At 74.2% G+C, this 21,630-nt stretch carries 19 protein-coding genes; 4 read left to right on the top strand and 15 right to left on the bottom strand.

The genetic code is table 11. The features are described 5' to 3' along the window. Window positions 1-5: 5 nt before the first annotated feature. A complete protein-coding gene (locus tag AB0H57_RS20835; protein WP_357508781.1) occupies window positions 6-1,229 on the bottom strand; it encodes an MFS transporter in 1,224 nt (407 codons plus the stop codon). A 58-nt stretch (window positions 1,230-1,287) separates the two neighbouring features. Here AB0H57_RS20835 and AB0H57_RS20830 point away from each other — a divergent pair, with 58 nt between their 5' ends. Next, on the top strand, window positions 1,288-1,767 hold the full coding sequence (locus AB0H57_RS20830) for a MarR family transcriptional regulator (protein ID WP_357508780.1): 480 nt from the start codon (window positions 1,288-1,290) through the stop codon (window positions 1,765-1,767). Window positions 1,768-1,939: 172 nt separating this feature from the next. Here the strand turns inward: AB0H57_RS20830 and mctP are convergent, their stop codons facing one another. From mctP to AB0H57_RS20795, 7 genes are all read right to left on the bottom strand, one after another. Beyond that, window positions 1,940-3,595, bottom strand: coding sequence for a monocarboxylate uptake permease MctP (gene mctP / locus AB0H57_RS20825; protein ID WP_357508779.1), 1,656 nt, complete (start codon window positions 3,593-3,595; stop codon window positions 1,940-1,942). 58 nt (window positions 3,596-3,653) lie between these two features. Further along, window positions 3,654-3,911 carry a DUF3311 domain-containing protein gene (locus AB0H57_RS20820; protein WP_357508777.1) on the bottom strand — a complete coding sequence of 86 codons (258 nt, stop codon included), beginning with the start codon at window positions 3,909-3,911 and terminating at the stop codon, window positions 3,654-3,656. A 141-nt stretch (window positions 3,912-4,052) separates the two neighbouring features. Beyond that, window positions 4,053-5,165: a bifunctional RNase H/acid phosphatase gene (locus AB0H57_RS20815; RefSeq protein ID WP_357508775.1), complete on the bottom strand. Its 1,113-nt coding sequence runs from the start codon at window positions 5,163-5,165 to the stop codon at window positions 4,053-4,055. Window positions 5,166-5,169: 4 nt separating this feature from the next. Continuing rightward, window positions 5,170-5,907 carry a C4-type zinc ribbon domain-containing protein gene (locus AB0H57_RS20810; RefSeq protein WP_357508773.1) on the bottom strand — a complete coding sequence of 246 codons (738 nt, stop codon included), beginning with the start codon at window positions 5,905-5,907 and terminating at the stop codon, window positions 5,170-5,172. Then, window positions 5,897-6,772, bottom strand: a complete 876-nt coding sequence (locus AB0H57_RS20805; protein ID WP_357508771.1) for a Nif3-like dinuclear metal center hexameric protein — start codon at window positions 6,770-6,772, stop codon at window positions 5,897-5,899. The genes AB0H57_RS20810 and AB0H57_RS20805 overlap by 11 nt, the downstream gene beginning before the upstream one ends. Before the next feature lie 39 nt (window positions 6,773-6,811). Then, the gene (locus tag AB0H57_RS20800) at window positions 6,812-7,390 is read right to left on the bottom strand and encodes a flavoprotein (protein WP_357508769.1); all 579 of its coding nucleotides are present in this window, start codon (window positions 7,388-7,390) and stop codon (window positions 6,812-6,814) included. 16 nt (window positions 7,391-7,406) lie between these two features. Beyond that, window positions 7,407-8,639 carry a helix-turn-helix domain-containing protein gene (locus tag AB0H57_RS20795; RefSeq protein ID WP_357508767.1) on the bottom strand — a complete coding sequence of 411 codons (1,233 nt, stop codon included), beginning with the start codon at window positions 8,637-8,639 and terminating at the stop codon, window positions 7,407-7,409. A 249-nt stretch (window positions 8,640-8,888) separates the two neighbouring features. Here AB0H57_RS20795 and AB0H57_RS20790 point away from each other — a divergent pair, with 249 nt between their 5' ends. Next, a complete protein-coding gene (locus AB0H57_RS20790; RefSeq protein ID WP_357508765.1) occupies window positions 8,889-9,560 on the top strand; it encodes a bifunctional DNA primase/polymerase in 672 nt (223 codons plus the stop codon). Between the two features lie 13 nt (window positions 9,561-9,573). Here the strand turns inward: AB0H57_RS20790 and AB0H57_RS20785 are convergent, their stop codons facing one another. The 5 genes from AB0H57_RS20785 to AB0H57_RS20765 are packed head-to-tail and all read right to left on the bottom strand — an operon-like array spanning window position 9,574 to window position 15,711. Beyond that, window positions 9,574-10,296 carry an FAD:protein FMN transferase gene (locus tag AB0H57_RS20785; protein WP_357508811.1) on the bottom strand — a complete coding sequence of 241 codons (723 nt, stop codon included), beginning with the start codon at window positions 10,294-10,296 and terminating at the stop codon, window positions 9,574-9,576. A 44-nt stretch (window positions 10,297-10,340) separates the two neighbouring features. Further along, window positions 10,341-10,946: an FMN-binding protein gene (locus tag AB0H57_RS20780; RefSeq protein WP_357508763.1), complete on the bottom strand. Its 606-nt coding sequence runs from the start codon at window positions 10,944-10,946 to the stop codon at window positions 10,341-10,343. A 15-nt stretch (window positions 10,947-10,961) separates the two neighbouring features. Continuing rightward, complete coding sequence (locus AB0H57_RS20775) at window positions 10,962-12,380, bottom strand: ferric reductase-like transmembrane domain-containing protein (protein WP_357508761.1); 1,419 nt, start codon at window positions 12,378-12,380, stop codon at window positions 10,962-10,964. Then, the gene (locus AB0H57_RS20770) at window positions 12,377-13,756 is read right to left on the bottom strand and encodes a DUF1501 domain-containing protein (RefSeq protein WP_357508759.1); all 1,380 of its coding nucleotides are present in this window, start codon (window positions 13,754-13,756) and stop codon (window positions 12,377-12,379) included. The genes AB0H57_RS20775 and AB0H57_RS20770 overlap by 4 nt, the downstream gene beginning before the upstream one ends. A gap of 8 nt (window positions 13,757-13,764) precedes the next feature. After that, a complete protein-coding gene (locus tag AB0H57_RS20765) occupies window positions 13,765-15,711 on the bottom strand; it encodes a DUF1800 domain-containing protein (RefSeq protein WP_357508757.1) in 1,947 nt (648 codons plus the stop codon). A 395-nt stretch (window positions 15,712-16,106) separates the two neighbouring features. Here AB0H57_RS20765 and AB0H57_RS20760 point away from each other — a divergent pair, with 395 nt between their 5' ends. Beyond that, window positions 16,107-16,364: a DUF3040 domain-containing protein gene (locus tag AB0H57_RS20760; protein ID WP_357508755.1), complete on the top strand. Its 258-nt coding sequence runs from the start codon at window positions 16,107-16,109 to the stop codon at window positions 16,362-16,364. A 188-nt stretch (window positions 16,365-16,552) separates the two neighbouring features. On the opposite strand, the gene AB0H57_RS20755 is transcribed toward AB0H57_RS20760, so the two are convergent. Together AB0H57_RS20755 and AB0H57_RS20750 are read right to left on the bottom strand one after the other, a co-directional pair. Continuing rightward, entirely contained in the window at window positions 16,553-17,446 is an 894-nt protein-coding gene (locus AB0H57_RS20755; protein ID WP_357508753.1) for an SWIM zinc finger family protein, read from the bottom strand. Beyond that, window positions 17,443-20,643, bottom strand: coding sequence for a DEAD/DEAH box helicase (locus AB0H57_RS20750; protein ID WP_357508751.1), 3,201 nt, complete (start codon window positions 20,641-20,643; stop codon window positions 17,443-17,445). Before AB0H57_RS20750 ends, AB0H57_RS20755 begins: the two co-directional genes overlap by 4 nt. A gap of 95 nt (window positions 20,644-20,738) precedes the next feature. On the opposite strand from AB0H57_RS20750, the gene AB0H57_RS20745 reads away from it, so the two are divergent. Then, window positions 20,739-21,611 carry a carbohydrate kinase family protein gene (locus tag AB0H57_RS20745; RefSeq protein WP_357508749.1) on the top strand — a complete coding sequence of 291 codons (873 nt, stop codon included), beginning with the start codon at window positions 20,739-20,741 and terminating at the stop codon, window positions 21,609-21,611. Window positions 21,612-21,630 lie beyond the last annotated feature (19 nt).

Below are 21,630 nucleotides of genomic sequence, written 5' to 3'. Positions count from 1 at the left end.
TGCGGTCAGTAGGCCTCGCCGACGGGCTCCTCCGGGGTGTGCTCGGCCTTGCGGGCGGCCCGGTTCCACACCACCCGCTCCCCGTAGCCGGCGGCCATCACGTGCCCGAACGCCAGGTAGACCAGTACGCCGACGGCGAGGACGGCGAAGCCGACCCAGAACGGCAGGGCGAGGCTGTGCTCGGCGAGCTTGCCGGCGATGATCGGGGCGGGCGCGGCGGCGCCCCAGCGGACCAGGTTGAACGCGCCGGTGGCGACCCGGCGGTCACTGGAGCCGAGGCCGAGGGCCAGGTCGGTGAGGTTGGCGTTGGCCAGGCCCATGCACAGGCCGGCGAGCACCAGCACCACCAGCGACCGGGCGGTGCTGTGCGAGGTGGCGAAGAGGACCATGCAGACCAGCAGGCCGGCGATGGCCACGCCGACGGTCTGCACCGCGCCGATCCGGTGGGCGAGCCGGTGGCCGATCACCAGGATGCCGGCGGCCAGGCCGAGCCCCCAGGCGGTGAAGGCCAGCCCCAGCGGCACCACGTCCAGGCGCAGGAAGAGCGGGGTGTAGCCGAGCACCACGAAGAAGACGAAGTTGTAGGCGGCGGTCACCACGCAGAGGGCGATGAACGCCGGCTTGCGGTAGGTCGCGAAGATCTGACCCACGCGTACGGGCGCCTGCCGCTGGGCCGGCTCGCGCAGCTTGCGGGCGGCGACGCCCAGCGCCAGCACCATGAACACGCCGCAGACGAAGAACGGCAGCCGCCAGCTGACGTGCCCGAGCAGGCCGCCGATCAGCGGGCCGACCGCGAAGCCGAGGCCGAGCGCGGTCTCGAAGAGGCCGACCACCCACTCCCGGTCGTTGGCCAGGTTGACCAGCACCACCATCGCGGTGGCGAAGAACATCGCGTTGCCCAGCCCCCAGACGCCGCGCAGCACCGAGAGCTGCACGATGTCGCCGCTGAACGAGGCCAGGATGGCGGCCATGCCGACCACCGAGACACCGGTGATCAGCACCGGCTTGAAACCGAACTTCCCGCTGGCCAGGGTCGCCGGGATCATGCCGAGCGCCATCACCGCGATGTACGCGGTGAACAGCAGCTCGACCTGCCAGGCGGTGACCCCGATCGCCTCGCCGATGGCCGGCAGGATCGGATCGACCACCGCGATGCCGGCGATGGCGAGGAAGGCCACCAGCGTGGTGGCGTAGATGGCACTGCGGTTGGGCTCGGTATGCCGATCCACTCCGCGCCTCCAGACAGATAGCTGTATCGTACAGGTAATTCGGTTGTATCATACAGCTATGACCGACGATCACGAGACCGCCACGGCCCCGGACGACGTCACACTCGGCCGGATCGAGACCGAGGTGGCCATGCTGATGCGCCTCGGCGAGGCGACCCGGCGGGCGACCGGCAGCGCCGAGCACCGGGTGCTGGACCGGGCGGCGTACGTGATCCTGCGGCACCTGGACGCCACCGGCCCGCAGAACGTCACCGCGCTGGCCGCCCGGCTCAACCTGGACGGCTCCACGGTCACCCGGCAGGTCTCCGCCCTGCAGCGCGACGGGCTGATCGCCCGCACCCCGGACCCGGCCGACGGACGCGGCACGGTGGTCTCCCCCACCGCGGCGGGTCTGCACCGGATGGCCGCCGTGCAGGCGGCCCGCGCCCGGCTCTACGGCGACATGCTCGCCGACTGGGACCCGGCGGACCGGGAGACCCTGGCGGAGATGCTGCGCCGGCTCAACGAGGCCCTGGAGGCCCGCACCCGCCGCCGCTGACCCCGCTCGGCGGGTCGCGCCGCCGCCGGATCGCGGCAAGTCGGGCCTTCCGCGTGAGCGGACGCGCCGGTATGCCGCATGCGGCGCGTGAAGGCGGCGCGCTGTTAGGAGGGGGCCCTTGTTATCGCGTACGCGATAACAAGGGCCCCTCCTAACGCCTCGGGCGGACGCCTCAGGCGACGGGCTCGCGGACGGAGTCGGCGTCGCGGTCCGGGCCGGGGGTGACCCGCGGGTCGCCCTCGTCGACGAAGTAGTCGTCCGGCTCGGTGCCGTCGACCCCGTCGGGCACCCGGCCCGCCCGCAGCGCCAGCGTCACCAGCGCCGCGACCGCCAGGTTGACCAGGACGGCGACAATGCCGACGTAGATGGTCTTCCTGGTGTCGAAGCCGAAGTCGGCCAGCGGGAACGCCGAGCCGCCGAAGTGCTTGCGGCCGCTCACGGCATTCGGGATCTGGTAGAGCATCCACATGCCCAGCCCCATGCCGGCCGCCCAGCCGGCGATCAGCGCGCCCCGGTGGAACCAGCGGGTGTAGAGGCCCAGCGCCACCGCCGGCAGCGTCTGGAGGATGATCACGCCGCCGATGAGCTGGAGGTCGATGGAGAACTGCGGGTCGAGGAAGACGATGCAGGCCACCGCGCCGACCTTCACCACCAGCGAGGTGATCTTCGAGACGTTCGCCTCCTGCGCCGGGCTGGCGTCCCGCTTCAGGTACTCCTTGTAGATGTTGCGGGTGAACAGGTTCGCCGCCGCGATCGACATGATCGCCGCCGGCACCAGCGCGCCGATGCCGATGGCCGCGTACGCGACGCCGGCGAACCAGTCGGGGAACTGCTGGTCGAACAGGACCGGCACCACCGTGTTGCTGTCGACGCTGCCTTCCCGGTTCCCCGGCAGCGGCTTCACCCCGGCCGCGATGGCCATGAAGCCGAGCAGCGCGATCAGCCCGAGCAGCAGGCTGTACGCCGGCAGCGCGGACATGTTCCGCTTGATCACATCGCGGTTCCGGCTGGCCAGCACGCCGGTGATGCTGTGCGGGTAGAGGAACAGCGCCAGCGCCGAGCCGAAGGCCAGGGTGACGTACTGGAGCTGGTTGTTGGCGTTGAGCAGGATGCCGTCGCCCGGGTTCTCCGTCGCCTGGAACTTCGCGTCGGCGGCGTCGAAGATCGAGCCCCAGCCGCCCAGCTTGTACGGCAGGTAGAAGACCGCCACCAGGATCACGATGTAGATCAGCGAGTCCTTGACGAAGGCGATCAGCGCCGGCGCCCGCAGCCCGGACTGGTACGTGTAGGCGGCCAGGATGGCGAACGCGATGATGATCGGCAGGTGCCGGGCCAGCGCGCTCTCCCCGGTCACGCCCATCGTCTTGAGCACCGCCTCGATGCCGACCAGCTGCAACGCGATGTACGGCATGGTGGCCACGATGCCGGTGATCGCGATCAGCAGCGCCAGGATCGGCGAGTCGAACCGGCGGCGGACGAAGTCGGCCGGGGTGACGAAGCCGTGCCGGTGCGACACCGACCAGAGCCGGCAGAGCACCAGGAAGACCATCGGGTAGATGACGATGGTGTACGGCACGGCGAAGAAGCCGGCCGCGCCCGCCCCGAACATCAGCGCCGGCACCGCCACGAAGGTGTACGCGGTGTAGAGGTCACCGCCGACCAGGAACCAGGTGATCCAGCCGCCGAAGTTGCGCCCGCCCAGCCCCCACTCGTCCAGGTGCGCCATGTCCTTCGGGGCGCGCCACCGGGCGGCCACGAAGCCCATCGCGCTGACCAGCAGGAACAGCACGCTGAAGACGATGATCTCGGTGAGATGGTCCCGCCACATCAGCGCACCACCTTCGTTCGCGACCGCGGGACTCGCAGGCCCGGTTCATTCCTCGCGCTCACCGCTCACCACCCCGCTTCTTCTTCGTCATCTGGTAGACCACCGTGGTGGTGGCGACGCCGAGCAGGATCCAGGCCAGCTGGAGCCAGTAGAAGCGCGGGAAGCCGAACAGCCGCGGCGAGTCGCCGTTGAAGAAGGCCGGGATCAGGGGCACCACGATCGGGACGAAGAGCAGCCAGTTCCAGGGGCTGCGGTCCTTCGCCCTCGACCTCGCGGCGGTAGGCGCCTCGGGCGCCTCCGGGTCGGGTGCTGTCATGGGACACACCTCCGGGAGTTGTCGTAGCTCGCCAGGTGACGGCCGGAGGCTACGACCACGTGACGGCGGTCACGTTCGATGCGGAGGCGGTGCTGCGCCGAACGGCGCGGCGGCTGCGCCGAACGGCGGCAGCCGGGTGACTCAACGGGTGACGAGGTGGGCGGTGTCGTTGACCGAGCGGACGGCCACGCCGCCGTCCGGCCACATGTCGAGCACCGAGACGCCGGCCGCGTCCAGATACAGCCGGTGCAGGAAGGCGTCCCCGGCGGCCAGGGCGTCGCGCAGCGCCAGCTTGATCGGCGAGACGTGCGAGACGACCACCACGGTCTCCCCCGGGTACGCCTCGCGCAGCGCCGCCACCGCCCGGTCCACCCGCCCGGCGACCGCCGCGAACGACTCGCCGCCCGGGGGCGCGACCCGGGTCGAGGCGAGCCAGGCGTCCAGCTCCCCCGGCCAGCCCTCGCGTACCTCGGCGAAGGTCCGGCCGTCCCAGGCGCCGAAGTCGCACTCCACCCAGTCGTCCTGGCGGCGTACCGGCTGGCCGCCCAGCGCCCCGGCGATCGCCTCGGCGGTCGCCGTACACCGGGACAGCGGGGAGCTGACCACGGCCGCGACGGACGGGGCCAGCTCGGCCACCCGGGCGGCGGTGGCGGCGGCCTGCTCCCGGCCGCGGTCGGAGAGCGGCACGTCGGCGCGGCCGGCGTAGCGGCCCTGCACAGTCCACTCGGTCTCGCCGTGCCGGACCAGGACCAGCCGGGTGGCGGTGGCGGTGGGCCGGGGCTCCCAGGACGGCTTCGCGGTGGCCGGGTCGGCGCCGACCTCGACCTGCTTGGCGGGCTTGCCGGCGGCGGCGTCCATCGCCGCGTTGGCCAGGGCGTCGGCGTGCCGATTGCGGTCCCGGGGGATCCAGGTGAACCGCACCGAGTCGAAGCGGTCGGCCAGCGCGGCGGCCCGGGCGGCGAGCGGGCGCAGGCCCGGGTGCTTGATCTGCCAGCGGCCGGACATCTGCTCGACCACCAGCTTGGAGTCCATCCGCGCCTCGACCTCGACCGCGCCCAGCTCGGCGGCGGCCTCCAGGCCGGCGATCAGGCCGCGGTACTCGGCGACGTTGTTGGTGCTGGTGCCGATCGCCTCGCTGCGTTCCACCAGCACCTCGCCGGAGGCCGGGTCGCGGACCACCGCCCCGTAGCCGGCCGGCCCGGGGTTGCCCCGGGACCCGCCGTCGGCCTCCACCAGCACCGCGCGCACCGCCACCGGTCTACAGCCCCGACTCGTTGGTACGCACCATGATCCGGCGGCACTCCTCGCAGCGCACCACCTCGTGCGGGTCCGCCTTGCGGATCCGGCCCAGGTCCGCGCCGGAGAGCTCCAGCCGGCAGCCGCCGCACCGCCCGCCGGTGAGCAGGGCGGCGCCGAGGCCGGTGTCCTCGCGGATCTTGTCGTACAGCTTCACCAGGTCGGCCGGGAGGTCGGCGACCACCGGCTGGCGGGCCGACCGCTTGAACTCCTCGTCCTTGCCGATCTCGGCCAGGGTGTCGTCGCGGCGCTGCTCGCTCGCCGCGCGCCGCTCCCGCGCCTCGGCCAGCCGCCCCTCGATCCCGTCGAGCACGCCCTGCGCGGTCTCCCGCTGCTCCATCAGTTCCAGCTCGGCGTCCTCCAGGTCGCCCTGCCGGCGGTTGAGCGAGGCCAGCTCGTGCTGGAGCGCCTCCAGCTCCCGGGCCGGGCCGCTGCCGGCGGTCAGCCGGGCCTGGTCCTTGTCCTTGCGGGCGCGGACCTGCTCGATGTCCTTTTCCAGCCGGGCGATGTCCCGGTCCAGGTCGTCCACGGCGACCTGGGCGCGGACCCGCTCGTCCTCCAGCGCGGAGAGCTCCCGGGCCAGCCCCTCCAGCTCGGCCTTCTCTGGCAGCGACCGACGGCGGTGGGCGAGCTGGGCCAGGGAGGTGTCGATGGCCTGGAGGTCCAGCAGGCGGCGCTGGTCCTTGGGGTCAGCCTTCACGGTCGCGCTCCTTGTCGTCCGCCGCGGGGGCGGAGGCGTGTACGGTCCACGGGTCGGTGTCCAGGTCGGACACGGTCGTCTCGACGCCCAGGGCGGCCCGCAGGTGGGCGGCCAGGTCGTCCAACCAGGGTCGCTCGGTCGCCCAGTGTGCGGCGTCCAGCAGGGCGGGGCCACCCGCCGCGAGGTGCTCGCCGGCCGGATGGTGGCGCAGATCCGCGGTGAGGAAGGCGTCCACCCCGGCGGCGGTCGCCTCGGCCAGGAAGCTGTCCCCCGAGCCGCCGCTGACGGCAAGGGTACGCACCGTGCGGCCGGGGTCGCCGGCGGCGCGTACGCCCCAGGCGGTGGCGGGCAGCACCGCGGCGGCCCGCCGGGTCAGCTCGGCCAGGGTCAGCGGGGTGGGCAGCTCGCCGATCCGGCCGATGCCCCGCCCGTCGCCGGCGGCGGCGCTGCCCGGCTCGGCCGGGTGCAGCGGGCGCAGCCCGGTCAGCCCGAACCGGGCGGCGAGCGCGTCGGAGACGCCCGGGTTGGCGGTGTCGGCGTTGGTGTGCGCCACGTACAGCGCCACGTCGTTGCGGATGAGCTGGTGCACGATCCGCCCCTTGTACGTCGTCGCGGCCACCGAGGAGACGCCGCGCAGCAGCAGCGGGTGGTGGGCGACGATCAGGTCCGCGCCGGCGGCGAGGGCCTCGGCGACGGTCTCCGGGACCACGTCGACCACGCAGGCGATCCGGCGCACCGGGGCGGACGGCTCGCCGAGCACCAGGCCGACCCGGTCCCACTCCTGCGCCCAGGCCGGCGGGTAGCGCCGCTCCAGCTCGGCCACCACGTCGGCGACGGTCGGCGGCGGGGACGCGGTTGGGCTCACGGCGGGTCAGCTTACCGGCGCGGGCGGCCGGTCCACCGGTCAGGCGGCCGGAGTGACCGACTCGGATCGGTCGCGAAGGGCGGCCAGCCCGAGCTCCCAGGGGAAGCTGTGCAGGTGCCGCTCGCCGGTCCCGGGCGGGTGCAGCGGGACGAGGTGCTCGCCGAAGACCACCGTCGTCCCCCAGTCGGCCAGCCGGGCGAGGCCGGCCCGGAAGGCCGGGTGGGCGGCCATGGCCGCGTTGGTGAACGGGACCGCCACCACCGGCAGGCCCCGGCCCTGCCCCTCGACCAGCAGGCCGAGCGCCAGGGTGTCGGTGATCCCCGCCGCCCACTTGTTGATCGTGTTGACCGTCGCCGGGCAGACGATCATCGCGTCGGCGGGTGGCAGCACGTCCGGGTCGCCGGGGTTCTTGTAGTGCGTCCGGACCGGGTGGCCGGTCTGCCGGGCCAGCGCGGCCCGGTCGACGAACTTCGCCCCGTCCGGCGTGGTGACCACGCAGACGTCCCAGTCGTCCTGCTGGGCCAGCTCCACCAGCCGGCCGACGTGCCGGGCCAGCGGCGAGCCGCAGGCGATGACGTAGAGCACCTCCCGGTGCCCGTTGTTCGGGGTGCCGCTCATCCGGCTGGCACCGCCTTCACACTCCCACTCCCATGTGTTCAGCCAACTCCGCAATCGGCGGAGGCGGCGCACCCCGTGTGCGACGCAGGACGTCCGACATCACTTCGTGGGCGATCGGCCGGCAGCGGACCTCCGACGGGGCCAGCCGGTCGCCGCGCAGCAGCATCTCCCCGGCGTTCGCCACGTCGCCGATCTGCGCGTAACCGCGGGCGATGTCGAGCAGGTGGTGGGCCCGGCGCTCGGGCAGCAGCGCGTTGAAGTCCGGCTCCGGGATGCGCTGTCGGTGGATCTCCACCGCCCGGCCGCCGTCGCCCAGCTCCACGGCGGCGGCGGCCCGGTGCAGCTCCAGGTTGGTCGGGCCGAACGAGGTCCAGTAGTGGTTGTGGTCGCCGCCGAGCAGGGTGGCCGCCTCCTGGGCGCCGTTGATCAGGTCGTCCACCGTCGCCGAGTCGCCAATCCGGGAGGCCGCCATCGCCCCCTGGAGCAGCAGCATGCCGTAGACGGAGAGGCGGGCCGGCGAGGCGTCGTTGCCGCCCCCCGGGGCGAGCCGGTTGGCGATGGCGACGTTGAGCTCCAGCGCCGGCCGGGGGCGCCCCATCGCGACCAGCGCGTTGCAGACCCGGGTGGTGGCGATGCCGGCGAGCAGCTGGTCGTCGGCGCGCTGGGCCACCGCCATCGAGCGGTCGGCGGCCAGCCAGGCCAGCTCGCACTCGCCCAGCTTGCGCAGCACCGACGAGGCGATCTGGTAGACCTGCCCGAGCAGGTGGGCGGCCTCGCGGGCCGGCTCACCGCCGCCGTAGCCGGCGTCCGCGGCCTGAGCGTCGCGCAGCAGCTTGGGCAGCGCCCGGGTGAGCATGCCGTACCGGCCGTACTGGTAGGTGAGCCAGGCGTGGTTGACCGCCTTGCGCATGTCGACCAGCGGCGGCGGGTACGGCGCCGCGTCGAAGTACGCGCTCATCGAGTCGTACCGTTCGAGGGCGGCCCGGATCTCCTGGACCTCGACCTGGTCGATGCAGTTCAACGCGTCAATACGGCGTTCCGGGTCCTTGCCGAGCAGCAGTTGGACATCGACGGCGAGGATGTCGGCGATCTCGTAGAGGACGGAGAACTTGTCCAGCCGGCGCACCCCGCGCTCGACCTTGTCGACCCAGCTCTTGGACTTGCCGAGCCGATCGGCGAAGACCTGTTGGGACATCTTGCGGCGACTGCGCCAGTAGGCCACCCGACGACCAATGGGCAACTCGTCCATCCGTCCACCCCTCCCTCGTCGCCCGGACGGCTCCACCGCCCGGCCGTCCCCGGGCCGTACACGATCCGTCCGTCTCCAGGTTTTCGCTGGTCGCACAGCCTGTACGTCAGCCGTAAGGACTGTCCTCGTAGTTTTCGTGCAACTTGCATCAGCCGTTCGTCAGCTCAACGATCGCGGGTCTAGGCAGTGACGGGGCTCGACGCGTGCTCTGACGGCTCTCGGCCTTCGGGGCGGAGGGAGATAGCACCAATGTGGAGGAATGTGGGTCCACGTGTCGTTCAGCTGACACCGCTGGAACGGGTCCGGCTGCGCCGGGTCGCGGTGCGCTACGCCGTGCACGGCTGGGAGGTGACCCCCGGCGCCTGCCTGGCGCGCAGCCGGTTCGTCTGCGGCCGGGCGGGCTGTCCGACGGTCGGCTGTCACCCCGCGCTGGAGGACTGGGAGCAGGGCGCGAGCCGGGACCCGGCCCGGGTGGCGACCTGGTGGCGCAACCTCCCGCACGGGGTGCTGCTGCCCACCGGGCGCGCGTTCGACGTGCTGGAGGTGCCGGCCCACCTCGGCCGGCAGGTGCTGGAGGCGGTCCGCTCCCATCCGGCCGGCGCGGGCGTACGCGGGCCGGTCCTGGTCACCCCAACCGGACGCTGGATGTTCCTGGTCCGCCCCGGCGACCCGCTCCGCCCCGAGCTTGAGCACTGCTACCAGGTGGTGCGGCACGACCGCGGCTCCTGGGTGCCCGCGCCGCCCACCCGGCTGCCGGAGGGGGTGGTGCGCTGGGCGGTCGCCCCGGAGCAGGCCCGCTGGCAGGTGCCCGACTCGTACCTGGTGCAGAACGCGCTGATCGAGACGCTGCGGACCGCCGGGATCGCGCTGCCGCCCGACCCCCTACCCCATCACCTACCGCTGCCCCGCCGGGCGAGCTGACCGGCGGCGCGGGTCAGTCGGCCAGCGGCAGCGCGGTGGAGTGCAACTGGCGGGCGTCGTCGGTGACGACCGCGTGCAGGTGGCCGGGGAGGCGGTCCAGCCAGCCGACGCCGGAGGGGCCCATCGCCACGGCGGCGGTGGCGTACGCGTCGGCCAGCCCGAGGTCGGCGCCGACCACGGTGACCGAGCGCAGCCCACGGGCGGGCGCGCCACGGCGCGGATCGAGCACGTGCGGCCCGCGCTCGTAGACCCCGGAGGTGGCCACCGCCAGGTCGGTGCCGGTGAGCACCAGGCAGGTGGCGGTCGCCTCCCACGGGTGCCGCACCCCGATCCGCCAGGGCCGGCCGGTGACGGAGTGCCCACGTACCCGCACGTCGCCGCCGGCGTTCAGGCAGTGGTTGGCCGCCCCGGCGGCGCGCAACCGGTCCGAGGCGACCTGCGCCGACCAGCCCTTGACGTACCCGGACGGGTCGAGCCGCCCGGTGGCGTACGCGTCGAAGAACCCGTCGGTGGCGCCCCACAGCTCGGCGCAGCGCTCCAGCACCGTACGCAGGTCGGTGGAGGTCTCCGCGAACGACAGCTCGCCCCGGTCGAAGCGGCACACCTCGCTGTCCGCCCGGTACGTGCTGAACCGGGCGTCCACCTCGCGCAGCCAGCCGAACACCTCGTCGGCCAGCTCCCGCAGGAGGGCGGCGGGCAGGTCGTCGGCCAGGTCCAGGCTGATCGCCGTACCCATGACCTGCTCGACCCGGCGCAGGCCGGGCCGGGTCGCGGCGGTCATCAGCGGGCCTGGTCGATCGCGGCCTGCAACGACTGCTGGTACGACCGGCTGGTGTAGGTGGCCCCGGAGACGGTGTCCAGGCTCGCGCTCTGCCGCTGCACCACCTGCCCCGAGGTGCCGCTGTACGCCGCGTCGACCCGGTCGCTGCGCTGCCCGGACTGGCCGCCTGACGGCAGTTCCAGGGCGAGGCAGTTGACGATCTTCGTGCCGGAGAGGGTGATCTGCACCTGCACGTTGCCGAACTCGTTGGCGACCACCGGCCCGGTCACCTTGCGGTTGGTCGCCGGCGGGGCGGCCGTGGTGGTCCGGGGCGCGGCGGTGGTCCGCCGCGGCGCGCTGGTGGCGGCCTTCGAGCCGGAGCTGGCGCTGGGCTTCGGGCGGGGCGTACGGCTGGCGCTCGGCTTCGGCGTGGGGGTGCCGGTGGGCCGTGCGGACGGTGGCCGGGTCGCCCCCGGGGTCGCCGGGGCGGACTGCCCGGGCACCGCCGCCGGCCCGGCCGGCAGTTCCCCGGCTGCGACCGGGGTGGCGCCGGGGGAACCCTTGAGCACCACCAACGCGGTGGTGCCGGCGGCCAGACCGGTGATGGCGAGCAGAGCGCGACGCATGGCAGGGATGCCCCTCTACAGCTCAAACGTGGCGAGGTGGATGTTGCGGCGGCGCACGCCGGCCTCCCGCAGCACCTGCACCGCGTGCTCGACGAGGCCGGGCGGCCCGCACAGGTAGACGTCCCGGCGCAGCAGGTCGGGGACCAGCCGGCGCAGGCCCGGCGGGCTCATCACCTGCCGCGGGCCGGGATCGTCCCGGCTGCCGATGACGTACCAGACCGAGGTCTGCCGGGCCCGGGCGATCCAGTCCAGCTCCTCGTGCAGCAGCACGTCGGCCGGCTGCCGGGCCCGGTAGATCAGCGCGGCGCCCGCCGGCAGCTCCTCCAGCATCGCCCGCAGCGGGGCGATCCCGCTGCCACCGGCGATCAGCAGGGCCCGTTCCCGGGTCCGGTGGGCGGCGGTGAACGTGCCGAACGGCCCCTCGGCCCAGACCCGGGTGCCCGGTTCCAGGTCGCGCAGGTCGGCGGTGTGCGAGCCGACCACCTTGACGGTCAGCCGCAGCCACCGCCCGTTCGCGGCGGCGGAGACCGAGAACGGGTGCGACTGCCACCAGCCGCCCGCGTTGAGGAACCGCCAGCGGAAGTACTGGCCGCCGAGCAGGTCGATCTGGTTGAGCCGGCGCCCGGTCAGGTAGATCGAGATGGTGTCGGTGCTCTCCGCGACCACGTCCGCCACCTCCAACCGGTGCCGGAGGTTGAAGTGCAGCGGCCGGACCAGCCGCCCCCAGAGCAGCGCGGCGACCAACGCCAGATAGGCGGCGGTCCAGCCGGTGCGGACCGGGCCGGGCTCGTAGAGCTGCGCGCCGTTGCTGAACTGGTGCCCGTAGCCGAGCAGCAGCGCCAGGTAGCTGGTCAGGTGCAGGTGGTACCAGAGCTCGTAGGGCAGCACCCGGCGCACGGCACGCACCCCGGTCACCCCGACCGCGACCATGATTCCGGCGGCCACGAACGCGGAGACCATGTCCTGGTAGTCGCTGAGCAGCACGCCCACCTCGGCGGCGAGCGAGTTGCCCTCCAGCTCGGCGTAGGCGACCACGAGCAGCGCCAGATGGGCGACGACCGCGACGAGCAGGGTGGCCCCCAGGTCGCGGTGCAACCGGGAGATCCGCTCCCCGCCGAGCAGCCGCTCCAGCACGCCGAGCCGGCTCATCAGCAGCACCTGCACCAGCAGCAGGTAGCCGGCGACCAGGCCGGTGATCCGGCCGGCGGCGGTGAGGGCGTCGGCCGTGCCGGCCAGCGAGCCCGGCGGGGTGCCCAGCCACCAGGGCAGCACCGCGGCCGCCAGGCCGAGCCAGAAGAGCGCGCCGAGGGTGCGCCGGCCGGCCGGCCCGCGACGGGGCAGCGCCAGCGGCGGGGGCGGGGCAGCCGAACGGCCGCCGTACGGGGTGGGTGTCCCGGTACGACGGCCGGCGGCGTCGAGTTCCTGGTATGTCACGCGTACAACTTCATCGGAGAAAACTTCTGCCTCGGGAAGACCTTGTCCACCTGCCCGGTCGTCAGCCCGAAGCGCCCCTGAGCGACCGAACCGTAGACGTCGAACATGTTGTTGTACTCAGGTACGTCGCCGCTGTCCAGATCGTTCAACCCGGTCCAGCGGCCGAGCAGCGAGCCGGCCAGCTTGCGGCCGGACAGGATGGTGACCACCCCGCCGTGGCCGTGGTCGGTGCCGCCGCTGTTGGAGGCGACCCGGCGGCCGAACTCGCTGGACACCATGACCGTCACGTCGGCGGCCCGGTCACCCAGGTCGGTGAAGAACGCCGCCATCGCGCCGGCCAGCTCGTTGAGGCTGCGCCACAGCTGGCCGCCGTCCTGGGTGCCCTGGTTCTCGTGGGTGTCGTAGCCGCCCATCCCGACGGTGGCCACCCGGACGTTGGCCCCGCCCTTGATGAGCTGGGCGAGCTGCTGGAACGCGTACCCGACGCCCTGGTAGCTCACCCCCTGCGCCGGCTGGTACGGCTTGGCCGCCAGCCGCTGCGCGGTGGCCAGCGCGCCCACCCCGTCGCGTACCGCCTCCTCCACCGGGTGGTTGATCCCGGTGAACAGGCCCCGGATCGCCTTCTCGGTGGCCGCCCGGTACTTCTCGTCGCCGTTGAGCCGCAGCGAGCCGACGCTGTTCAGCGACAGCGCCCCGTTCGTGCCGACCAGCGAGCGGGGCAGCGTGCTGCCGATGCCGACGCTGCGGAACGCCGTGCCCTTGCCCAGCGTGTCGACCAGGCTGTCCAACCAGCCCCGGCCGCCGGTCTCGCTGGGCAGCCCACCCAGGTTGCAGGCGTCCGCGGCCTGGAAGTGGCTGCGGGACAGCCGCTCGTCGGAGACCGCCGGGACGAAGCCGAGCTGCCCGGCGCCGAGCCACTTCTCCAGCGGCCGGAACGCGCTGGTCAGCTTGAAGCCGCGGCCGAGCGCCAGGGAGTCGTTGCCGAGCAGCAGGTCCGGCCGGGCCTTGCCGAGCACCGGGTCGTCGGCCGGGGCGACCAGGCTGAGCCCGTCCAGCCCGCCGTAGAGGAAGACGTGGATCAGCGTGCCGGTCTTCGTCGCCGCGAACGACGCCGAGGTGGTCACGAACTGGGCGGTGGCCAGCGCGGTGGCGGTCGCCGCGGCGCCGGCCACGAAGGTACGGCGGGTGACCCCCCGGCCGTCCTGCTGTGCCTCCTCCACTTCCTCCAGCCGGCGGTAGCGGTCCCGCTCGGCGGCGTTCTCCGCCGCGACCAGGTCGGCCTCGGCGCGCAGCACCGCCTCGGCCGGGTTGTCGGCCAGCCGGCGCAGGTCGGGGCATTCGGGGTGCAGGGGGTACGGGTGCACAGTCTTCTCCATCGGGTGCCTCACCGGAGGTGGTGCTGGGGGGACGCGAGGAGCGCCCGCGCGACGGCGCTGATCGCTCCCTGGAACGTCTCGTCAACCTTGGTGCTCGCCTCGACCCCGGCCACGTCCAGGATCAGCGCCCGTTCCCGGGCGGTCAGCTGCTGGTGCACCAGCCGCTTCGCCAGCGCGTCCAGGTACGCCCCGGCCGTCGCCGGCGGGTCGGCCACCAGCTTCTCCGGCTTGCTGAACGTGAAGTGGGTGCGCCACCCGCCGACCAGGTCGCCGGCCTCGTTCCAGCCGTTGACCATCGTGCCGGCGGAGGTCCAGGCGACGTAGACGTCCGGGTAGCCGTCCGGGGTGGGCTGTCCCATCGGGTACTGGCCCAGCTCCCGCAGCTTGTCCTGGACCTGACGCAGCCCCTCCGCGTACGGGGTGCGCCGGCCGTCGCCGGGCTTGTGCTCCGGCGCCGCGTCCGGCTTGACGCCCAGCGTCCGGTACGTGGCGACCAGGTACTCCATCGGGCGGCGCACCTTCTGCCCCACCGAGGCCCAGAACTCGGAGGTGCTGAACAGCGACATCAGCACCGGCCGGATCATGCCCCGGTTCGCCGTGTAGACCTTGGCCAGCCGGTCCACCAGGGACTTCGGCGGGGTGTCCGAGACGAACCTGGTGGCCAGGCTCTGCGCGACGTACCGGGCGGTGGACGGGTGCAGCGCGAGGTAGGTGACGTACTGGTCGATCACCTTGTCGGCCCGCACCGGGTCGTCCGAGGCGTTCGGGTGGCTGAACCCGAGGATCTTCACCTTGCCGAGGTAGTGCCGGTCGGGGCGGAAGACGTACTCCCCGTCGTTGACCCCGCGGCCGGTCTGCAGCAGCGCTGCCTGGCGGACGTCCTTCTCGGTGTAGCCGCCGTCCACGCCGACCGAGTAGAGCTCGAGGTTCTCCCGGGCCAGGTTCTCGTTGACCGCGTCGGCGCGGGAGTCGTTCTGGTTCAGGTAGAGCAGCAGCGCCGGGTGCCGGTTCGCGGCGACCAGCATCTCCGGGTAGCTGCCCATGGCGTGCCGGCGGACGACGTCCCGGTCGAAGGAGTTGCGGTGGAGTTCCCCGCCGTCGAAGTCGGCGGCGACGTGCAGGAAGTCGTTCCAGAAGTCGACCATCACCTCGAACAGCTGCCGGTCGGACCAGATCTGCCGGGCGATCGTCGCGTCGACCATCTCCCGGTCCGGCTGGGCGCCCCGCTGGTTGAGCTGTTCGCGCTGCTCCGCCAGCTGCTTGGCGGTCAGCGTGAGGGTGCTCAGCTCGGTGAGCTTCAGCTCCGCCTTCGTCGGCGCGATCTTCTCCGGCTCCAGCTGCCAGCGGATCCAGCCGTCGATGCCCAGCCGCCGGATGTCGGCCAGCACCTTCGGCGTCGGGCCGAACGTGGCCCGGCTGGCCAGGTGCCGCACCGGGTCCTTGGCGAGCACCGTGCGTACGGTCACCTTGGTCGCCGCCGCCGCGGCGGCCGGCCCGGAGAACGTCCGCCCACTGGTCGGCGCGTTCTTCTTCAGCACCGCGCCGGCCCGGGAGCCCATGTAGCTCTCGTTCTGCTCGGTGTAGGTACGCACCGTGCGCGGCTCCTGGCCGCTGGGGCGGGCCGCGGTGCCGTCCGTCGTGGTGGTGGGGGTGGCGTCGCCGGCCACCCGGTCGGGCTCGTCGTCGGTGAACAGCCCGCGCACCTGTGGCGACATGGCCAGCGCGGTGCCGCCGGCGATGACGGCCGCGCCGCCGAGCACCGCGAGGGCGCGGCGGCGGCCACCACGCCGGCCGCCCGGCTCGTCGTCGTCCAGGTTGGGCAGTCCGGTGCCGGGCGGGCCGGCGAGGTTCTGTCCGGCCAGGCCCTCGGGGCCGACCCACTGCGGGGCGGTCGTTACCGTGGGGGTGGGCGGGGCGTCCCACGGACGATGCGGTGGCACGTTCTGGTCGGCCATGTACCAATCCCGTTTTCGTGAAGGCGAAGTTGCCCGGGACGGTAGTGACGGGGATTGTGGCCTTCAAGGCGTACGCCGGGGGCGGGACAGGGCACTTAAGACACCGCTCAACGGCCGTCCCCGGATCGGGCCGGGGGCAGGTGGCCGGCCGGGGTGCCCGGAACTGGGCGGACGTCACCCCGATCGGCCCGGATGTAACGTTCCGCGCCCGACCGGCGCTGTTTGTCGCGTTCCACCCCTCAGCCAAACTTAAGCCGCGGATAAGCCGGAGTTGCACCCGGCCCCGCGAGCGTGGCCACCCCGCGCAGCGAAAGTAGCAGCGGTGGGCGAGCGTGAGCCGCCGCCCCAGCGGGTATGCCGCCGGACCGCTGAAGCCGTGAGGGGAAGGCACCGCCATGCTCAGCAAAGAGGATCAGCGCAGGTTCGAACAGATCACCCGTCAGCTGCGGGAGAGCGACCCGCAGTTCTTCGCCCGCCTCGACCAGCGGGCCAAGGCCCGCCGCGGCCGGTACCTGATGCTGTTGACCATCGTGCTCTGGGCCTCGCTGCCGGCGATGACCGTGCTCGCCGGCCGGCTGGCCGGCGCGGTCTGCGCCGTGGTGCTGGTGGCCAACGCCGGTCTCATGTGGCGCTTCCGCCGCAGGTGGCTGTGAGCGCCGCAGCCGGCTGCCGCTGGCCGCGCCGGCTGGTCGAACACAGGGTGGGGGACGAAGTGCGATCGAGCGTGATACCTCTGAGTCATATTGATACCTGAGAGGTATCACCCGCAGGGTGGCACCATCGCTCCCGCCAGGTCACCCACAGTGACCACCGCCGGGCCGCCCGGGTCACCGCCGGCCGGCTACGACGAGCCGAGGGCGCGGTACGCCCGGCGCAGCCGCTCCACCAGACCGGGCCCACCGATGGCCGGCGCCGGCGCGCCGAGCTGGCGCAGCAACAGGTCCGGCTCGGTGACCAGGCTCGGCGGCCGGTCCGGCAACGGCACCGGCAGGCCCCAGAACACGTCGACGGCCTCGTCGAGCGGGGCGACCGGCAGCCCGTCCAGCGCCCGCGCCGCGCCGACGGCCGGCCGGGCACGCTCCACCGTGGACTCCCCGCCGCCGCCCGGCTCCGGCTCGCGGTCGGCGGCACCGCGCAGCGCGCGGAGCCGGTCGAGCAGCTCGGCCCGGCCCCGGCCGCGCCACCGCAGCAGCTCGAACGGGTCCGCGTCGAACGCCTCGGCGAGCAGATAGAACGTGGCCGCGAGGTGCTTGCAGGGCACCGCGAAGTCCGGGCAGCTGCACCGCTGGGTCAGCTCGTCCACCTCGGCTGGGAAGAGCGGCGCGCCGGCCGCCGCGAACACCTCCTCCAGCTCGGCCGGCAGGTCCCCGGCCAGCAACCGCGCGCTGAAGAACGCCAGGGCGGCCAGGTCCCGCTCCAGCCGGGCCCAGACCCGGGGCGGGAACGGCGCCAGCCCGATGGTCACCCGGTACGGCTGCGGCCGGGACCCCTGCACGGTCGCGGTCACCCGGCCGGACGTGATCTCCAGGCTGCGCACCTGGCCGCGGCGCGCGTAGGACCGGCCCCGGGTCAGCCGGGTGCCCAGCGCGAACGACTCCAGCACCTCCAGGAAGCGCCGGGACCACCAGGAGACGCCGATCGCCCCGCGGGTGCTGCGCGCCCGCAACCCGCCGTCGACGGGCAGCGGCGGGCCGAAGTCGGCGAACCGGCCGTCGCCGTTCTCCTGTGGAGTCACTCGATCACCGCCCCCGCTTCCAGCGCGAACAGGTCACGCAGCTGGCCGGTGGACAGTTCGGTGACCCACTGCTCGCCGCTGCCCACCACACTGCGGGCCAGCTGCCGCTTGTCGGCGATGACGGCCGCCACCTTCTCCTCCACGGTGCCGGCGCAGACGAACTTGCGTACCTGCACCCGGCGGCGCTGGCCGATCCGGAACGCCCGGTCGGTGGCCTGGTCCTCGACGGCCGGGTTCCACCACCGGTCGACGTGCACCACGTGATTGGCGGCGGTCAGGGTGAGCCCGGTGCCGCCCGCCTTGAGCGAGAGGACGAACAGCGGCGGCCCCTGCGGGGACTGGAACCGGGTCACCATCGCGTCCCGGTCGGCCTTGCCCACCCCACCGTGCAGGAACAGCACCTCCCGGCCCACCCGGGCGGAGAGGTGCCCGCGCAGCATCCCGCCGAACTCGGCGTACTGGGTGAAGAGCAGAGCCTTCTCCCCCGCGGCGAGGACCTCGTCGACGATCTCCTCCAGCCGCTCCAGCTTGCCGGAGCGCCCGCCCAGCGGCGAGCCGTCGTGCAGCAGTTGGGCCGGGTGGTTGCAGACCTGCTTGAGCCGGGTCATGGCGGCCAGCACCAGCCCGCGCCGCTCGATGCCCTCGGCGGACTCGATCTTCGCCAGCATCTCGTCGACCACCGCCCGGTAGAGCGCCGCCTGCTCGGCGGTGAGGTTGCAGAGCACCTCCATTTCCAGCTTCTCCGGCAGGTCGGAGATGATCGACGGGTCGGTCTTGAGCCGGCGCAGCACGAACGGGCCGGTGATCCGGCGCAGCCGCTCGGCCGCCTCGGCGTCGCCGTGCCGTTCGATCGGCTCGGCGAACCGCTTGCGAAAGGTGGCGGCCGGGCCGAGCAGCCCCGGGTTGGCGAACTGCATGATCGACCAGAGGTCGGCGAGGCGGTTCTCCACCGGCGTACCGCTGACCGCGACCCGGTGCCGCGCGGGCAGCGCGCGGACCGCCTCGGCCTGCCGGGTGGCGGCGTTCTTGATGGCCTGGGCCTCGTCCACCACCACCCGGTACCAGTCGACGCCGGCCAGGTCCAGCGCGTCCCGGGCGGCCACCGAATAGGTGGTCACCACCAGGTCCGCGGCGTGCACCGCCGCGGTGAAGCTCTCGCCCCGGGCCCGCTCGGCGCCGTGGTGCACGTGTACGCGCAACTCCGGCGTGAACTTCGCCGCCTCCCGCTGCCAGTTGCCGACCAGCGACATCGGACAGACCAGCAGGGTCGGCCCGGCCTCCGGCGGGTCCCCGGCGAGCAGGGCGAGCAGCTGCACCGTCTTGCCCAGCCCCATGTCGTCGGCGAGGATGCCGCCCAGCCCGAGCGACTGGAGGAACGCCAGCCAGGCCAGCCCCCGCCGCTGGTACGGCCGCAGCGTGCCCCGGAAGCCGGCCGGCGGGTCGGCCGGGATGAGCCGCCGCTCCACCTGCCCGGCCAGCAGCTCACCGAGGGCCCCGTCGGCGGTCACCTCCAGCACCGGCAGCTCGTCGGAACGGTCCGCCTCGGCCAGTCCGAGCCGCAGCAGGTCCGCGACGGTCAGCTCGCCACCGGAGCGGATCAGCCGCAGCCCGGCGGCGAGCCGCTTCGGGTCCAGCTCGACCCAGCGACCGCGTACCCGGATCAGCGGCGCCTTCGCGGCGGCCAGCGACTCCAGCTCGGCCGCAGAGAGCGGCTGGTCGCCGAGCGCCACCTCCCACCGGTAGTCGACCAGGGCGTCCAGGCCCAGGCCCCCGGCGGTGCCGGCGACCGTGCCCGGCGCGGTACGGCCGCTGGCCCGCAGCCGCGCGCCGAGCCGGGACGACGGGCGCCGCCACCAGGAGGGCAGCAGCACGCCGAACCCGGCGGCGTGCAACGCCGGCGCGCCGTCCCGCAGGAACCGGTGCGCGCCCTCGACGTCCAGCTCCACCTCCTCCGGGGTGACGGTACGCAGCGCCCGCTCCAGCTCCGGCCAGAGCCGGCTGGCCCGGCCCAGCTCGGCCAGCAGGGTCTCCTGCGGGTCGGCGCCCGGCCCGGCCAGCGCGGCGACGCTCGCCGGCTCCCGCCACACCTGGCCGGCGGCGACGTGCAGGCCCGGCTCGTCGGCGGCCTGGAGCCCGAACTCCAGCCGCCAAGGACCGACCGGGTGGACCACGGCCGCCGGGTCGGCCGGCACCACCACCAGCGCCTCGATGACCTCGTCGGGGTCCGGCTCGACCAGCCGGAAGCTGGCCCGGACCGAGCCACCGGCCGCGTCCCGCTGCCAGGCGTCCAGCTCGCGCCGGAGCGTGCCGAGCGCCTCCGGGTCGGCGGCGACGGTCCGGTCCGGCCCGGTCAGCGCCCGCAGCCAGGCCGCCACCACCCCGTCCCGCCGCCCGCCCCGGGCCAGGTCGACGTCGGCGAGCCCGGCCCGCGCGGCGGCGTCGGTCAACGCGTCCAGCGCATCGGCGACCACCGCCCCGGGCCCCGGCTCCCCGGCCCCGGACCCGGCGGCACCGGCGCTCGGCGGGCTCGCGGCTGGGGCCGGGCCGCCAGCGGCGCCAGCGGCGCGAGCGGCCGGCGGCAGGGCCAGGGCGAGCGAGCGGGCCCACCCGGCATCGGTGCCGGTCAGCAGGGGCCGCCACACTGCCCGGGCCAGGCCGTCCGAGTGATCATCGGCGGCACCGCCGGGCCGGTGGCTGCCGGCGGACCCACCCGGCCGGTGAGCACCGCCCGGGTGGGCCGGGGCGAGGCCCGGCAGCAGGCGGCCCCGGGCCACCAGGTCCCCGGCGAACTCGGCGATCCGGGCCAGGTGGCGCAGCGTGGCGCCGGGCACGGCAGGGTGGTCGTCGAGCGCGGCCAGCAGGGCCAGCGCCGTGTCCGGGGCGTACGTGAGGGCGGGTGCCCGCCAACCGGCGAGGGTGACCGGGCCGCGGACCGGTTCGGCGACGGCGGCCCGGACCAGCTCCGGCGAGTCGAGCGGCGAGCCGGCCCGGGTCGGCAGGCGCAGCAGCACGGAACCGGCCTCGGCCGGCGGGTCGCCCAGCGCGGCGGCGAGGGCGTCGTGGTCGGCGGCGAACGGGTGCGGCCGCTCGCGCGGCGCCCGGCCGGGGCGGCGTGGGGCGCGGGCCGGCAGCGCGCTGTCCTCGGCCCAGACGGCGAGACCGGCACCGACCAGCCACGCCCCGTGAACGACCAGCACGCACTCCCCCTCGCCGACGACCGAGGGCCAGCTTAGGCCCTGCCCCGCCGGTGGCCGTGGGAGCACGGCGGGCCGGGTCGGCTACCGTCTCCGCCATGGTGGACCTGCTCGTGATCGGCGGGCTCGGGGTGGATCTGCGGGTACGGGTGCCGGCGATCCCGCTGCCGGCCGCCGACTCGCTGACCGTCCCGGCGATCGAGGCCCGGATCGGCAACACCGGCGCCGGGGTGGCGCTGGCCGGGCACGCCCTCGGGCTGCGGGTGGGGCTGGTCGACGTGCTGGGCGCCGACCCGGCCGGTGCCGTCGTCCGGGCGGCGCTGGGGCGTACCTCGGTGTCGGCGGTGCTGGCGGAGGGCCCGGGCCGTACCCGGCAGTCGGTGAACCTGGTCGACCCGGCCGGGCGGCGGATGTCGCTGTACGACCCGAGCCCCTGGTCGGGGCCGCCGCCGTTCACCGACGACGAGTTGGCCGCGCTGGTCGGCGACGCCGGCCACCTGCACGTGTCGATCATGGACTGGGCCCGGGACGCGCTGCCCGTGCTGCGCAAGGCCCTGCCCGACGGGGTGACCCTCTCCACCGACCTGCATGACTGGGACGGCGAGAACCCGTACCACCGGCCGTTCGCGGACGCGGCGGAGCTGGTCTTCGTCAGCGGCGTACGGCTGGGCGACCGGGCACCGGCGGTGGCCGCCGCCCTGGCGCCGCGCACCGTGGTGGTGACCCGGGGAGCGGACGGCGCCGACCTGTACCGGGGCGACGGCACGGTGACCCACCTGCCGGCCGCCGTCCCGCCGGCCGGGGTGGTGGACACCAACGGCGCCGGTGACGCGTTCGCGGCCGGGCTGGTCGCCGGCCGGCTGCGCGGCGCCGACCTGCCGGACGCGGCGGCGTACGCGGCCCGGGTGGCCGCCGCGGCCTGCACCCACGACGGGATGGAGTACCCGACCGGGCTGCTGCCTCGCGGCTGAGCCGGCCGGCTCAGAGCGC

It is taken from the genome of Micromonospora sp. NPDC050686, from assembly GCF_040654475.1.
In the GTDB taxonomy this organism is placed as follows: Bacteria; Actinomycetota; Actinomycetes; order Mycobacteriales; family Micromonosporaceae; genus Micromonospora.
The sequence above is the reverse complement of the archived record's forward strand: the minus strand, read 5'-3'. Positions and strand labels throughout refer to the sequence as shown.